The organism is Streptomyces sp. NBC_00250 (assembly GCF_036192275.1).
GTDB lineage: Bacteria > Actinomycetota > Actinomycetes > Streptomycetales > Streptomycetaceae > Streptomyces.
Genome location: NZ_CP108088.1, coordinates 1,625,432 through 1,640,210, shown reverse-complemented (window position 1 = coordinate 1,640,210; position 14,779 = coordinate 1,625,432). Strand labels below are relative to the sequence as shown.

Below are 14,779 nucleotides of genomic sequence, written 5' to 3'. Positions count from 1 at the left end.
GGTGACGCCGTGACCGGTGGGAACAGTCAGTCGGGCAGTGTCACTTGCCGAGCCACGCGTTGTGGATGGTCAGCGTCGACGTGTTGCCCTGCTTGTCCGTGACCACGGCGGACAACGAGATCCCGCTGTCCTTCGCCGGATTCTTCACGGAGATCCTGCCGTTCAGAACCGGCACGAGCTGCCAGGTCTTCCCGTCGTCATAACTGACCGACACCTTAAGCAACTTGAGGTTCTGCCCGGCCGCCGAGCCCTGCACGGTCACCGGGACGACGACCGGCGCGAGAGCCGGGGCGCGCGAGGCGAGGTCGACGGGGGCCGCGAAGCGGACCGTGGACACCGGCAGCGCCGTGGTGGCCGTGACCTGCTTCGAACGGAACGTGAAACTCGTGTCGACACGGGTGGAGGCCGCGGCGGTCTTCGCCGGGCGTTCCGCGGAGGTCACCAGCCGGTACTCGGCGTCGGCCGCGTCGACCGTGAAGGGCTGCGAGCCGCTCAGCGGGTCGTCGTTCCTGCCCACCTCGACGCCGTCGCGGTACAGCGTCGACGTGGCCGTGGTGTCCGGCGTGAGACCCACGTGGCCCGCGCCGTCGGCGAACAGCGGCACGGAGCCGACGAGCTGCTCCTTGCCCGTCGCCGGGTCGGGAGCGGTGCGGAACACGCCCGTCTTCTCGCCCAGGAGCGGGCCGAAGACGCCCGCGTTGAACGTCTCCCGGTACGTCCGGCCGGCCTCGTAGCGCTTCGGGCGGACCATCTCGTAGCCACCCTCGAAGGCCGGGTAGCCCCACTTGTCGGGCTCGCCCAGCTGGTTGAGCCTGGTGAGCCACTCGACGCCGTCACCGGTGGAGACGAGGAACGTACGGGTGCCCGGTGCCGCCTGCGGAGCGGAGAACGCGTTGCCCTCCGGCGCGCCCGGCAGATGCGGGAACGGCGAGGCGAGGGCGTTCTTGCCGGGGGCGGAGGCCCCGAGACCGACCTTGAGCGTGGCCAGCTCGCTCGCCTTCACGTGCTTGGTGTAGCCGGTCGTGACGCGGTTCGTCCCGCCGCCGAAGGCCACCGAGTACTGGGTGGTGGCGTCCTTGAGGAAGTGCGCGTCCCAGGTCTGCAGGAGCGAGCCGTCGGTGACGGCCGGACCCAGGTGGGCGGTGCGGAAGCCGGTGAAGCCCCTGAGGACCCAGCCGTTGCCGACGCGGCCGATGTCGGTGTCGACCTCGTAGTACGTGCCGCCGTAGTCCGCCCGGTCGATGCCGGGCACGGTCAGGTTCACCGGCTTCGTGGTCCGCGCGTCGGCGGTGAGCGCGGTGGCGCCCGAGATCTCCAGCTTCGGCTGGGCGATCCAGTCGGTGCCCTTCGTGTAGTCCTCGGGGTCCTCGTAGACGGCCGTGTTGAAGGTGTACGAGCCCTTGGGCACACGGATCGTCTGGGTGCCCGGCTCGTTGTCGACGCGGGCCTGGAAGCCGGCGGCGGGGCCGCCGACGCCGGTCAGGGAGCTGGAGAAGTTCTGGGCGTCGGCGCCGTCACGGCCGATCGTCCTGACCGTGACGTCGTAGGACTCCACCTCGCGGACCGCCACCGCGGCCGTGCGGACGGACTGGCCCCCACCGGTGGCGGTGACATAGCCGGAGAAGGTGCCGTCGGCGTCGCCGACGCTGGTGTCCGCGACGAGGTCGACCTCGGCCCTGCCGCCGGCGGGCACGGTCACCTTCGAGGCGCCGAGCGTGAAGAACCCGGCCGCGGCGGGCTTGCCGTCCTTGTCCAGGGTGGCCACCGACAGGTCGAGGGTGACGTCGCTGGTCCCGAGGTTGCGGTAGGCGATCTTCCGGGTCTGGGGCCGGTCGTCGGCGTGCGGCCACTGCGCCATGCCGTAGTTCAGCGAGACCGGCTCGGCGACGACGCTCTGGGTCAGCGCCTTGTCGACCTGGACGCGGCCCGAGCCCTGCTGGAAGGCGGTGTAGTCGCCCCCCTTGGTGGACCCGGTAAGCACGCCCTTGAGCTCGGCGGACTTCCAGTCCGGGTGCAGCTGCTTCAGGATCGCGGCGGCGCCCGCGACATGCGGGGTGGCCATGGAGGTGCCGTCGATCTGCAGGTACCCCGGCGCGGGGTGCGGCGTGTCCGGGTTCGTGTCGATGGCACTGCCGGCGGCGGCGGCCGCGGTGATGGCGACGCCGGGCGCGGTCAGGTCCGGCTTGACGGCGCCGTCGCCGACGCGCGGGCCGACGCTGGAGAAGGAGGCGATCCTGTCGTCCTTGTCGACGGCGCCGACGGTCAGCGCGGAGTCCGCGCTGCCCGGTGAGCCCACCGTCTCGGAGCCGTACTCGCCCTCGTTGCCCGCCGCGATGGCGAACAGGATGCCCTTCTCGGCGGTGAGCCTGTCGACCGTGGCTTCGAGCGGGTCGGTGCCGGGGCTGTCGGGGCCGCCGAGGCTGAGGTTGACGACGTCCGCGCCTTCGGCGGCGGCCCACTCCATGCCCGCGATGACGGCGGAGTCGTCACCGAAGCCCTGGTCGTCGAGGACCTTCCCGCTGATCACCTTGGCACCGGGGGCGACGCCCTTGAACCGGCCGCCGGACTTGGCGCCGGTGCCCACGGCGATGGACGCGACGTGGGTGCCGTGTCCGACGCGGTCCACGGCGTCGGGGGAGGTGGAGAAGTTCTTCTCGCCGACGACCTGGGGCGCGAGGTCCTCGTGGGTCCTGTCGACGCCGGTGTCGAGCACGGCGATCTTGACACCCGTGCCGTCGTACCCGGACTCCCACGCCTTGTCGGCGCCGATCTGCCGGACGCTGCGGTCCAGGCTCGCCGCGCGGACCCCGTCCAGCCACACCTTGCCGATGCCGGAGGCGGTGGCGCGCGCGCCGCTCGCCCGGCGGTCGGTCAACGCTTCCCACACCCTGGCGACGTCGTCCTCCGAGGTGCGGATGGCGTCGGCGTTGATGGTCGGGAACGTGCGCCGCAGCTGGGTGTCCCCGGCCGTACGGACCTCGGCCCGTGCGGCACCGGCACCCCCTTCGTACTGCACGATCAGCTTGAGCCCGTCCCGATGGCTCTTGCGCAGCTGCGCGTCGGTGAGCACGTCGAGGTCGAAGAGCCGCTGGTCCAGCTTGCCGGCGGCGATCAGGCGCTGCGCGTCGCTGGGCACCACGAGGGTGTGGCCCTTGAGACGCTGCACCTGTACGGGTATGTGCTCACGGCCCGCGGCGGACTCGAAGCCCACCATTCGGCCCTTGGCGTCGACGACCACGCGGTCGCCCGTGATGAGCGCGATCCGCTGGTTGCCGTCGACGTGTGTGATGTCCGGTGTGGCGGCCGTGTTCGCCGCGTCGGCCGCGTTCGCGACGATCGCCGTCGCGGGGCCGGTCATGCCTGCCACGAGCGCCACCGAAGTGGCTGCCGCGATGGTGAAGGCGCGTGCTCTGTGCACTTGTGCGCGCAAGTCTCCCCCAGGAGCTTGGGATGAGGTCGAGTGGTCTTTCCGGCCGGGGCGCAAGGACGCCCGACGCCGGTCAGCGCAGTATGTGAGGTGATCAACAACGGGGCTGGTGTGGGGGATTGAGGTGCATGGGTTTCAAGCCATCGGGAGAGCCGCGAGTTTGATGGGGCCACGACGGTGGTGTGACGGCACCGTGACGGCGGATCGATGCTTCCGCGACACCGGAGGGCGTCGGCGCGCGTCGACCCCTCCGGATCACAGGCCCCGCACGGGTTTCGAGGGCGGGCGCCCTCGCGGCCGGAGCGTGTCCCTCCCATTGGCCGTATCCGCATCCGGAGGGAGCCGCCCTCGGGCACACGGCGAGGGGCCGTTTCAGAAGGATCTGAAACGGCCCCTCGGTCGGTGGTGCCGACAGGTCTAGTCGAAGGGGTCGAGCGTCACGTACGCCTGCTGCGGGTTGCCGTCGTGGACGAGGGACTCGTGCGCGCCGACGTCGTCGAAGGCGAAGCCGTACGCCTTTCCGTCGGCCATCTGGGCGTGGATCTTGCGGGAGTAGTGGTTGGTCACCGAGTCCTGGTAGAAGCCGGCCGACGAGGCGTCCGGCTGGTTCGGATTGCTGAGCAGGGTGGAACGGTTGTAACCGGCGCAGAGGGTACGGGAGATGGGGCCGCGCACCTGGTCGTTCGGCGCGTCGAGGAGCTTGTAGCAGCCGAAGACGCTGTCGGAGTCGGGCTTCTGGAAGGAGGTGACGACGGCGCCGGAGCTGTTCGTGAAGTTCATGACGTTGCCGGAGACCCGGCCGAAGTACTTCACGGAGGGCTGGTTCGCGAACGGCGTGACGGTCAGGGTCGAGGTGGCGTACTTGCTCCAGACGCGGTTGATGTAGTCGTTCATCACCCCCGACGGCAGGGCGCCGGCCTCGATGCCGTGGCCCGGCGCCAGCGCGCGCAGCACCGTGCCGTCCGCGCGGGTCTGGATGAGGTTGGCCCAGCCGCCCGGCTGCCCGCGCAGCGCGTCGTAGAAGCCCCGGTAGCCGCCGGGCTTGAGGCGCCCCGTGTTCACGACGGTGCCGTCCGGGCGCTTCACGCCGACCGCGTACGGCGCCGAGACCATGTCGACCTGGGTGCTGTTGATCCAGAGGCCCGAGTCGTTGAGCGTGTACTCGGACCAGTTGAAGAGGATGTTCCTGTTCGGGTCGCTCGGGTTCTGCACCGCGGGCTGTACGAGCCCGCCCGTCGCCAGCTTGAACACCAGCTTCTGTCCGTAGCTGAAGTAGATCCGCCCCGAGAACTTCGGCAGCCGGATCGTCATCGACCCGCCGTTGGCCGGACCGGCGATGGCGGCGTCGGGCGCGGGAACGGGCGTGGACCCTCCGGCCGGCCAGGGGTGGAAGGTGCCGTTCGCGTCCGCCCATCCCTGCCGGCCCGTCGAGAGCTCGGTGCCGAGGTTGTAGACGTAGACCTGGTCGCCACGGCCGGAGTTGTTCTTGAAGGTGAGCGGAATGGTCGCGGGGACGGCCGCCTCGACGGAGTCGGAGGGGCCGGCGAGGGTGACGACGGTGCTGATCAGCGCGGCGGCGACCAGCGAGACGAGTGGGGCGCGCGAGCGCCTGCGGCGTGCGGACACGTGGGGGCTCCTGGGGGGTGGGGGAGTGGGGGGGTGGGGGATCTGTGTGGACGGGACGTTTGAGAGCGCTCTCAAGAATGGTGAGAGTGAGATGGACCTGTCAATGGTGTGGACCGGTTGTTCGAGCGCACCGGGCGGGCTCCGGGGCGAGTTCGGAGCGCTCGATCGGCTCAGGCGCGGCGCGCCTCGGCCGCGAGGGCGGTGGCCTGTGGAGGATCGAACCGGGGTCGGCCTCACGACCGGCCGCCCGACACCCTCCGTCCTCCCGTGCGAAGAGATCCGGCCATGAAACTGTTCGAGGACCCGCCGTTCCAGTACCTTGCCGACGGCCGGGAGCCGGAACGCGTCAAGGGCGAGACCCCCGGCGCCACTTCGGGGCGGACGTGACCACCGCGCCGGGCGGGGATGCACCGCGTGAGTACGCGCCGGGCGGGGACGCACCGCGTGAGGGCGCGCCGCGCGGGGGTGTATCGCGTGAGGACACACCGCGTGAGGGCCGCTACGGCGAGACCGTGTTCCCTCCCGGGCGGGCGGGTGAGGGTGAGCGCATCGACTTCGGCGCCCTCGCCTACGACGACATCACCATGGCGCGGCTTCGCGCGCTCGGGGCCGGCCCGGGGTGGCGGTGCCTCGACGTGGGTGCCGGCACCGGCACGGTCTCCTGCCGGCTGCTCGAAGAGGCCGGGGTGACGGGCGTGCTCGCCGTGGACCGGGACGTACGTTTTCTGAGCGAGCGGCCCGTGTCCGGACTCGACATGCTGGAGGCCGACATCACGGCCCCGGACTTCGACCCCGGCCGGTTCCGTCTCGTCCATGCGCGCTTCGTGCTGATGCACCTTCCCGAGCGCGAGCGTCTGATCGCCCGGCTTGCCGAACTCGTCGAGCCCGGAGGTGTGTTGGTCCTCAGCGACGCGGTCGACCTGACGAGTGACCGGGCGCCCGGCACGCCGTACACGGAGGTGATGCGGGCGATGTGGCAGGCGCTGCGGGACACCATCGGCACCGATGTCTCCTGGGTTCCGGCCTACCCCCAGGTGCTGCGCGGTGCGGGCCTCGTCTCCGTCGGGGCCGAGATCCATGTGCCGCCCCTGCTGCCCGGCAGTCCCATCAGCCGTTTCTGGGCGGACACTTGGGAACGCAGCAGGGCGCCGATGCTCGCCACCGGCCTCGTCGACGACGCTGCCGTCGACGAGGCGATCCGATACCTGGGCTCCGACCAATGCGCGGCACTGTCGGCCGGCATGCTCACGGTGTGGGGCTGGAAACCGGAGGAGGGTCGGCGCTGAGCGATGCGCCGTCCGTCGTCGGGGGGCCGGAGTCCGGCGGCCCGACGGCTCCCTCGCCGCGCGCCCGGTGTGTCGCGGGGCCGACATGGTCGACGGTCTGCCCCGGCTGTCGGATCCTTCACCACCTCTCCATGTGATGCGATTTCCCGGTCGTGGGCGCTGGATTCCCCCGGCGGACAGTCCGATGAACGTCGCTGATCCCGGGGAATGATCTCCGCCAGTTGTGACGGGCCTGTCGTCGGCTACCCGGGCGGGGCGGTATGCGTCCTTCCGTGCCCTTGTCATGCGCACATAGCTTGTCCCCGGTCCACAGCCAGGAAGTCAACGGACGGGGGAGTCCGATGCCACCCGCACGCCTGTCGACGCGCGCACGAACACTGCTCATCGGAGCGGTCCTGCTCGCCCTACCGGCCGTCACGGTCACACCGTCGGCCGCCGTGATCGGCGCCGCCGAACACCCCGGAGCGCAGACGGGACCGGCCCAGGAGCAGTCGGATCTGCCGTACCCGAACATCGACGTACGCGGCGACAAGCGCGTCGCGCCCACGGCCGGGCAACTGCGCGCGGCCCAGGAGCTCGACGGCGCGGCGATCCGCTGGGGCCGGTTCGGTACGCCGAGGCTGCTCACCCCGCAGGGCCGTAACGCGCTCACCGCCACCAGTGCCACCGATCCGCGGACCCTCGCGCTGGACCACATACGCGAGCACGCGGCCCTCTACGGCCTGTCCGGCGCCGAGTTGGAAGCCCTCACCGTCGTCAAGTCGTACCGCACCGAGCACAACGGCGTACGGCACGTCTTCATCGGCCAGAGCGACCGGGGCGTCCCCGTCCACGGCGCCCGTCTCTCGGTCGCCGTCGACGCGTCCGGCCGCATCCTCACCGTCACCGGCAGCCTCGTGGCGGAGGCCCGCGCCACGGGGAAGGCCGTCCTCGGCAAGGGCGCCGCACTGGACCGGGCCGCGGCCTCCGTCGGCACCGACTCCCCGTCCGGCACACCGTCCGACTCGCCATCCGGCACGGCCGCGGCCACCGCCGGCCGGGTCACCTTCCCGCTCGCCGACGGCACCGCCCGTCCGGCCTGGCGGACCACGCTCACCGCCGACAACAAGCACCTGTACGACATCGTCGTCGACGCCGGGAACGGCACCGTCCTCCAGCGCATCGACCTCACCAGCAACGAGGGCCCCGAGGGCCGGGTCTTCACCGACCAGAACCCCACCCTCGGCAGCGCGACGACGGTGCCCTTCAGCGGCCTCGGCCGCTCCTGGGTCACCGGCCGGGTCACCACCGGGAACAACGGCGAGGTCTCCCAGGACCTCGACGGCGAGGAGACCCTCGGGCACCAGCCGCAGACCCCGGCGGCCGGAGACCCGGCGTACCAGCACTTCGCCTACACCTTCACGGACGCCTTCCGTACGAGCGGCGGAACCGACCTCACCACCGACCGGGACGCGGTCGTCACCCAGGCCTTCTACTACGCCAACCGCATGCACGACCACCTCTACGGACTCGGCTTCGACGAGGCCTCGGGCAACTTCCAGGAGGACAACCTCGGCGCCGGCGGCGCCGGCGGCGACCGGGTCCAGGTCTACGTCGACTTCGACGCCAACGGGGACTCCGCCTGCAACGCCGACTTCGGCACCCCCGCCGACGGCCAGAACCCGACCATGCGGCTCTTCGTCGGACGCGCCTCCTGCGACAACCACAACGTGCACCGGGCCATGAACGGCGACACCGTCGCCCATGAGTACAGCCACGGCCTGTCCCACCGGCTCGTCGGCGGCGGCGACATGGGCGACGGAGTGCAGACCGGCGCGCTCGGCGAGGGCTGGAGCGACGCGGTGGCCACCTCCCTCTGGAACGACCCCGTGTACGGCGAGTACAACAACGGCCGGCCCACCGGCATACGCCGCGTCGCGTACGACAACAGCCACCTCACCTACGCCGACCTCTGCGACGACGGCACCTGCAGCGTGCACTCCGACGGCGAGATCTGGGCCACCACCATGTGGGACATGCGCACCGCGCTCGTCGGCGCGTACGGATACACCACCGGAAAGCAGCGGCACGAGCAGCTGATGGTCGACGGCATGAAGCAGACGCCGTCCTCGCCGGACTTCCTCGACGCCCGCGACGGCATCCTCGCCGCCGACCGCGCCGACCACGGGGGCGCCAACCAGTGCCTGCTGTGGGGCGTGTTCGCCCGCCGGGGCATGGGCGCGAGCGCCACCTCGCCGAGCCAGGGGCAGGCCGACCCGGCGACCGACTACCCGGCGAGCTGCCGGCCCACCGCCGACGCGGGCGGCCCGTACACCACCAAGGAGGGCTCTGACGTACGGCTCGACGCCGGTGGCTCCACCGTCCCCGGTGGCGGCGGCGGTTACAGCTGGGACTTCGACGGCGACGGCGCCTACGACGACGCGACCGGCGTCAGCCCGCTCTTCGACCGGGTCGGCCAGGACGGCACGTACACCGTCGGTCTGCGCGTCGGCAACGCCGCCGGAGCCGACACCGACACGGCGACCGTGACCGTCACCAACGTGGCGCCCACGGTGAACCTCACCGTCCAGGGCCCGCGCGAGGAGGGCGGCAAGCTCACCGTCTCCGGCACGGTCACCGACCCGGGCTGGCTCGACCCGCTCACCGCCACCATCGACCCCGGTGACGGCAAGCCCGTCGCGCTGCCCGGGCAGTCGGAGAACAACCGCCCCGACGCGACCCTCGCCTTCAGCCGCGAGATCGCCTTCGGCGACAACGGCACCTTCACCGTGAAGATCTGCGGCAGTGACGACGACACGAGCGCCTGCCGAGAGGCCGACGTCACCGTCGCCAACGTCGACCCGTCCGCCGTCATCGACAAGACCGGTGCCGTGCCGCTCGCGGGCGGCCGGACCCTCGTCGTCCGCTCGGGTGAGGAGAAGCGGTACACCGCCCGGATCACCGACCCCGGCAGCGACGACGAGACCATGGGCTGGGCCTGGGGCGACGGGACACCGCCCACCACGACCACCTCGCTCGTCAACCCGCCCGGCACCGACCCCGCCCGCAGCCCCAGCGTCCAGCCGCGCGACCTGACGGACGCCCCGGCCCACACGTACACCAAGCCCTGCCTGTACCAACTGTCCCTCACGGCACGCGACGACGACGGCGGCACCGGGACCGACGGGATGCCCCTCATCGTCCAGGGCCACGCCCCGCTGTCGCTCCTCGCCGACGTCTGGTACGTCAAGTACCTGACCGGCGACCTCACCGGGCTCGGCAAGGAGACGCTGGACTGCTATCTGAAGATCGTCCAGCACTCCAGCGCGGTGTTCTCCGAGAAGGTCGACGTGTCCACCCAGGGCAAGGCCGCGAACGTCCTCTTCCTCAACCTGCTGATGGACCCGAAGCGGTCCCTCGACCGCCAACTCCTTGCGGCCTGGCTGAACTTCGCCAACGGATCCTTCGACCCGTACGAACTCGTCGACACCGACAGCGATCTGAAGGCGGACACCCCCTTCCTGGAGGCCGTCCAGAACGCCGAGAAGGTACGCCTCGACCCCCAGGCCACCAAGCAGCAGCTGTCAGCCCAAGCGGCCATTCTCACCTGCATCAACATCCCGCTCGTATGACACGGATGACGCTTCTGCCACGTGCCGCCGCCACCCTGCTCCTCGGGGTGGCGGCGGCCGCGTGCACCGACGACACCCAGCGGGAGCGGCCGACCCCGCCCGCACGCACGTCCACCCCCGCCCCGGGCTCGACCGCGACACCGCCGACTCCCGCCCCCACCACGACGGCAGCGGCCCCCGCGTCGCCGTCCGCCGCCCCGGCCGCCCTCACCCAGGACGACACCGGCCGCACCTTCACCCTCCCCCTCGGCGACACCACCCAGCTGCGCCTCTCCGGTCGTTGGCGCGCGGCAACCCCCCTCGTCGACGGCACGGCGATCGCCCTCGTGCCGGTCGACTTCGAGTCCGATCCGGGGTTCCGCGCCTGGGACATCCGCGCCGTGGGGCCAGGCGTGGCGGTGCTGCACACCTCCGGACAGGAAGGGGTGCGGATCACCTTTCGGATTCGGTGAGCAGGCGCCCGACCCGCTGAGGCACAGTGGAGCGTTCCCGGTCACCGGCGGCGCGCGTGCAGCTCGGGGTCGGTGAGCGCACGCCATACGGCCCGGGGCGGGTGGGCGATGAACTGGTCGCAGTGGATGGTCCGGAGCTCGGCGGTCATGGGGATTCGTCCTCGGTTCCTGCCGTCGTCGGCGTGGTGGTGGGGTCGCCCTTGTCGCCGTCATCGGTCGGGGCGGTTTCGCCGATGTCGTCCAGTACGTCGCGCAGGGCTCCCATGCGGGCGCGCCAGTAGTGCTCGAAGGGGTGCAGCCAGTCGCCTACCTCCGCGAGCGGCTCCGGGCGCAGGTGGTAGTAGCGGTGGCGCCCTCGGGGCTCCTCGCGTACCAGCCCGGCCTTCCTCAGTACGGCGAGGTGCTCGGAGACGGCCGGTCGGCTGAGGGAGAACTCCCCGGCCAGGTCGCCGGCCGGGCGTGGTCCACCGATCAGCCCTTCGAGCAGTTTGCGCCGGACCGGATTGGCCAGCGCGCTGTAGACGTCGACGGTCGGCATGCCGACAGGATGCGTCGGAGATCTCCGACGTGTCAACTTTTCCCGACACGTCGGGTGGCGAGCGGTGAACTCGGCGGGCGGCGAGCGTTCGATGCGCAGGCGGCGAGCGTTCGAAGCGCGGGCCGCGAGCGGTCGGCGCGCGAGGGGTCCTGTCCGGTGCGAGGCTGAGGGCGTACCTGGCGTGCGTACCCCGGAAACGTGAAAGGCCTTCGCCATGATCACCACCGACTTCGTACCCGGCTCGCCTTGCTGGCTCGACCTCGGCGCCCCCGACGTCCCGGCCGCCGCGGCCTTCTACGGCGGCGTGCTCGGATGGGACTACGAGTCCATGGGGGAGGGGGAGGACATGGAAGGCGGGATGTTCCGGAACGACGGGAAGATCGTCGCGGGACTCGGCAAGCTCACGGAGCAGGGCGCGCGCTCGGCCTGGATGATCTACTACAGCGTCGCCGACGCGGACGCGACGACCCGGGCGGTGGAGGACGCGGGCGGCACGGTCCGGGTGGCGCCGATGGATCTCGACGAGTGGGGCCGGATGGCGCAGTACAGCGACCCGCTGGGCGGGCAGTTCGCCGTCTGGCAGCCGGGCTCGAACAAGGGCGTCGAGCAGGTGGACACGCCGGGCTCACTGTCCTGGACCGAGCTGTACACGAGCGACGCCGCGGCCGCGAAGCAGTTCTACGGCAGTGTCTTCGGCTGGCAGTTCAGCGACATGCCGATGCCCGGCGGGGCGGGCGGCACGTACACCGTCATCACCCCCGCCGGACTGCCCGAGGAGCGGATGCACGGCGGCCTCATGCAGGTGAGCGAGGCGGATCTCGCCCTCGCGCACGGGCGGCCGTACTGGCACCCCGTCTTCGCGGTCACCGACTGCGACACCGCGGTCGCCAGGGTCACCGCGAGCGGCGGCAACGTGCAGATGGGCCCGGACGACGCGGAGGGCGTCGGGCGGCTCGCCGTCTGCCTGGACCCGTCGAAGGCCGACTTCGTGGTGCTCGCCCCGTCGGCCCCCTGAGCGGGGGCCGGTCAGGCGTTCCGCCGTGCCCGCGTCAGCGGGCCAGTCGGGCGTCCAGCCACTGGAGGACCTCCGGCGTCACAGGGTCGGTGATGTCGGCGAACTCCTCGTGCTTCTTCAGGAACTTCGCCACGTACGGGCAGACCGGCACGATCCGCATCCCGGAGGCGCGCACGTCGGTCAGCGCCTGCTCGACGAGGATCGAGGCGAGGCCCTGGCCCGCGTAGGCGTCGTCGATCTCGGTGTGGAAGAAGACGCGCCGGTCGTCGCGGTCGCGGTACGCCGTGAGGCCGGCGCGCCGGTCGTCGACGAGGATCTCGTAGCGGTGGCGCGGGTCGACGTGCCGGACGACGGGGGCGACGGGGGTGGTGGCTTCCTGCTCGCTCATGACGTTCCTTTCGGGGGCGGGAGTGCGAGGGGTGCGAGGGGTCGGGGTGCGGAGGGGGCGTGGGTGGGGGTCGGGGTGCGGGGGTTCAGCCGCGGGGCGGGTTTCCGCGGGGTCTGAGGGCGGCGTTCGGCAGGGCCGGGGCCGGGAGGCGGTCGCCGGGGTAGCCCTCGACGTGCCCGAAGCGCTCGGAGGCGCGCTCCCATTCCTCCCTGGCCTCGACGATGTCCTGGTTGTCGCGGCCGATGAAGTTCCACCACATGACGATCTCCTCACCGAAGGGCGTGCCGCCGATGAGGACCGCCCGCGCACGGTGGTCGGACTCGTTCGTCAGGGTGAGCGTGGTGTGTCCGGTGTCGACGTAGCCGAGTTCGGCCGGGCGCAGGAGGGTTCCGGCCAGACGGACGTCTCCCGCGTCGACGAGCAGGCCGTGCTCGAAGGCAGGGTCGACCGGGAGGGTGACCGTGGCGCCGGGGTCGAGGAGGAGTTCGGCGCCGAGGAGCGGGCTGAAGGTGCGTACGGGGGAGGTCTCGCCGGCCAGTGAGCCGAGGAACACCCGGAGTTCCGCACCTTCGAGCCGTATCGGCCCGGGTGCGTGGTGCTGGAAGTCGCGGTCGGCGTGGCGGTGTTCGTCGGGCAGCGCCACCCACAGCTGCACCCCGTGCAGGACGGTGGTGCCGGGCGTGGAGACCTCGGTGTGGCTGATGCCGTGCCCGCCGGTCATGAGGTTCAGCTCCCCGGGCCGTACGAACGCGTGGCTGCCCAGGCTGTCGCGGTGCTCGATCTCCCCGCTGAAGAGCCAGCTCACGGTCTGCAGACCGGTGTGCGGGTGGGGAGCGACGTCCATTCCGCCGGACTCGGCGACGGCGTCGGGGCCGTAGTGGTCGGCGAAGCACCAGGCGCCGATGAGCGTCCGGGACCGCTGGGGCAGTGTGCGCCGTACGGTCATGGCGCGTGGGCCACCCAGCGGGACGTCCCGCGCGGCGAGGATCTCGACCTCCGTGTCGTCCATGCCCGACCCCTCTCCGTCCGTTCTCGACCCACGATGTAGTTTCGTTTTCAACAACTATGCATGATCATAGCCCCAGAACCCGTGACGCGCACGGATTCCTCGAATCCTCGAATTCCTCGAAGGAGCGCCTGGTGAACGACATGACACACGCCCCCGACGGCCGACGGGTCTACCTCGACAAGCAGAGCCCGACGGCCTACCAGGCCCTGGTCCGTACGGCCGACGCCGTCCGCGCGACCGCGTCCGATGCGGGCCTCGACCGGATCCTGGTGGAGCTGGTCAACCTTCGCGTCTCCCAGATCAACGGCTGCGCCTCCTGCCTGGACATCCACACCAGGGCCGCGCTCCGGGCCGGCGAGACGACCCGGCGCCTCGGCGTGCTCCCCGCCTGGCGGGACACCGAGCTCTTCACCGCACGCGAACGCGCGGCCCTCGCCCTCGCGGAGGCCACGACGGACCCGGCGGACGGCCGCGCGCAGGAACGGGCCTACGAGGCGGCGCGCGCGGTCCTGGACGACGACGAGATCTCCGCGGTGCTCTGGGTGGCCATCACCATCAACGCCTTCAACCGCGTCTCGATCCTGAGCCGTCATCCCGTACGGGAGCCGGGCCGGGCCGTCCGGGAACCGGGGCACCCCGCACCGGAGCCGGGCCAGGCCGTCCGGGACGCCGCGCCCGGACCGCTCGCGGCGGACGTCAGGGCCTGACCCACTCGGCGTCGGTGGCCGCCAGACGTCCCGTGACCACGGCGGCCACCACGAGCAGCCCCAGCGCCACCCCCAGGGTCAGCGAGAGCCCGACATCGAGGAGCAGGGCACCGACGAGGGCGCCGAGCACCATCGCCAGCACGGAGAGGATCCGCCGGGCGGGCCGGGGCCCCACGTCGCCGGCCCCGCCGGACCCCGCGGCCAGTCCGGTCAGCGTCTGGGTCAGCACGGTCGTGGTCAGGTCCGGTACGCCGATGCGCCGGGCGACCGCGGTCTGCGTTCCCATCGCGAGACCTAGGGTCACGATCAGGGCGTACCGGCCCGGCGTGCCCACGCGGCCGTGCGCCACGACGGCGATGACGAACGCCGCCGCGACCAGCACCGCCTGCAGGGCCATCGCCGACGCGAGCAGCCGCCCGCGGTGAGCGGCGAACCGGGTGCCGAACCGGCCACCCGCCACCGCACCGACGAGGAACGCCGCGAGGGACACGACCGAGGCCGACGCGGACAGGCCCGCGGCTCCCGCCAGGGCGAAGCCCAGCAACACCACGTTGCCGGTCATGTTGGCCACGAAGACCTGCCCGAGACCCAGGTAGCTCACCGCGTCCACCAGGCCGGCCAGGACCGTCAGCGTCAGCATGAGGGGCGGCAGCGGCCCGTGCCGGTCCCCCTTCGGCGGCACCAGCGTGTGGGCCGCGTCGACCAGCAGCTTGCGCATCC

General features: G+C 71.7%; 12 protein-coding genes. 5 read left to right on the top strand and 7 right to left on the bottom strand.

Features of this window, described 5'->3' with window-relative positions:
* Positions 1–40: 40 nt before the first annotated feature.
* Together OG259_RS07120 and OG259_RS07115 are read right to left on the bottom strand one after the other, a co-directional pair.
* Positions 41–3,358 (bottom strand): S8 family peptidase, encoded by a 3,318-nt coding sequence (locus OG259_RS07120; protein WP_328947020.1) that lies wholly within the window; start codon positions 3,356–3,358, stop codon positions 41–43.
* A gap of 486 nt (positions 3,359–3,844) precedes the next feature.
* Positions 3,845–5,053: a glycoside hydrolase family 64 protein gene (locus tag OG259_RS07115; RefSeq protein WP_328941442.1), complete on the bottom strand. Its 1,209-nt coding sequence runs from the start codon at positions 5,051–5,053 to the stop codon at positions 3,845–3,847.
* A gap of 512 nt (positions 5,054–5,565) precedes the next feature.
* Between OG259_RS07115 and OG259_RS07110 the strand changes: the two genes are divergently transcribed.
* From OG259_RS07110 to OG259_RS07100, 3 genes are all read left to right on the top strand, one after another.
* Positions 5,566–6,339 carry a class I SAM-dependent methyltransferase gene (locus OG259_RS07110; protein ID WP_328941441.1) on the top strand — a complete coding sequence of 258 codons (774 nt, stop codon included), beginning with the start codon at positions 5,566–5,568 and terminating at the stop codon, positions 6,337–6,339.
* A gap of 341 nt (positions 6,340–6,680) precedes the next feature.
* Positions 6,681–9,950 carry a M36 family metallopeptidase gene (locus tag OG259_RS07105; protein ID WP_328941440.1) on the top strand — a complete coding sequence of 1,090 codons (3,270 nt, stop codon included), beginning with the start codon at positions 6,681–6,683 and terminating at the stop codon, positions 9,948–9,950.
* Positions 9,951–9,955: 5 nt separating this feature from the next.
* Entirely contained in the window at positions 9,956–10,402 is a 447-nt protein-coding gene (locus tag OG259_RS07100) for a hypothetical protein (protein ID WP_328941439.1), read from the top strand.
* 41 nt (positions 10,403–10,443) lie between these two features.
* Here the strand turns inward: OG259_RS07100 and OG259_RS41750 are convergent, their stop codons facing one another.
* Positions 10,444–10,551, bottom strand: coding sequence for an SRPBCC family protein (locus tag OG259_RS41750; RefSeq protein ID WP_443051930.1), 108 nt, complete (start codon positions 10,549–10,551; stop codon positions 10,444–10,446).
* Positions 10,548–10,940, bottom strand: coding sequence for an ArsR/SmtB family transcription factor (locus tag OG259_RS07095; RefSeq protein WP_328941438.1), 393 nt, complete (start codon positions 10,938–10,940; stop codon positions 10,548–10,550). The genes OG259_RS41750 and OG259_RS07095 overlap by 4 nt, the downstream gene beginning before the upstream one ends.
* A 214-nt stretch (positions 10,941–11,154) precedes the next feature.
* Between OG259_RS07095 and OG259_RS07090 the strand changes: the two genes are divergently transcribed.
* Positions 11,155–11,955: a VOC family protein gene (locus tag OG259_RS07090; RefSeq protein ID WP_328941437.1), complete on the top strand. Its 801-nt coding sequence runs from the start codon at positions 11,155–11,157 to the stop codon at positions 11,953–11,955.
* Between the two features lie 34 nt (positions 11,956–11,989).
* On the opposite strand, the gene OG259_RS07085 is transcribed toward OG259_RS07090, so the two are convergent.
* Together OG259_RS07085 and OG259_RS07080 are read right to left on the bottom strand one after the other, a co-directional pair.
* The gene (locus OG259_RS07085; protein WP_328941436.1) at positions 11,990–12,343 is read right to left on the bottom strand and encodes a GNAT family N-acetyltransferase; all 354 of its coding nucleotides are present in this window, start codon (positions 12,341–12,343) and stop codon (positions 11,990–11,992) included.
* 85 nt (positions 12,344–12,428) lie between these two features.
* Positions 12,429–13,352, bottom strand: coding sequence for a pirin family protein (locus OG259_RS07080; RefSeq protein ID WP_328941435.1), 924 nt, complete (start codon positions 13,350–13,352; stop codon positions 12,429–12,431).
* Positions 13,353–13,492: 140 nt separating this feature from the next.
* Between OG259_RS07080 and OG259_RS07075 the strand changes: the two genes are divergently transcribed.
* A complete protein-coding gene (locus OG259_RS07075; RefSeq protein ID WP_328947019.1) occupies positions 13,493–14,059 on the top strand; it encodes a carboxymuconolactone decarboxylase family protein in 567 nt (188 codons plus the stop codon).
* Here the strand turns inward: OG259_RS07075 and OG259_RS07070 are convergent.
* Positions 14,049–14,777 (bottom strand): YoaK family protein, encoded by a 729-nt coding sequence (locus tag OG259_RS07070; protein ID WP_328941434.1) that lies wholly within the window; start codon positions 14,775–14,777, stop codon positions 14,049–14,051. The two genes, OG259_RS07075 and OG259_RS07070, sit on opposite strands and share 11 nt — an antisense overlap.
* Positions 14,778–14,779 lie beyond the last annotated feature (2 nt).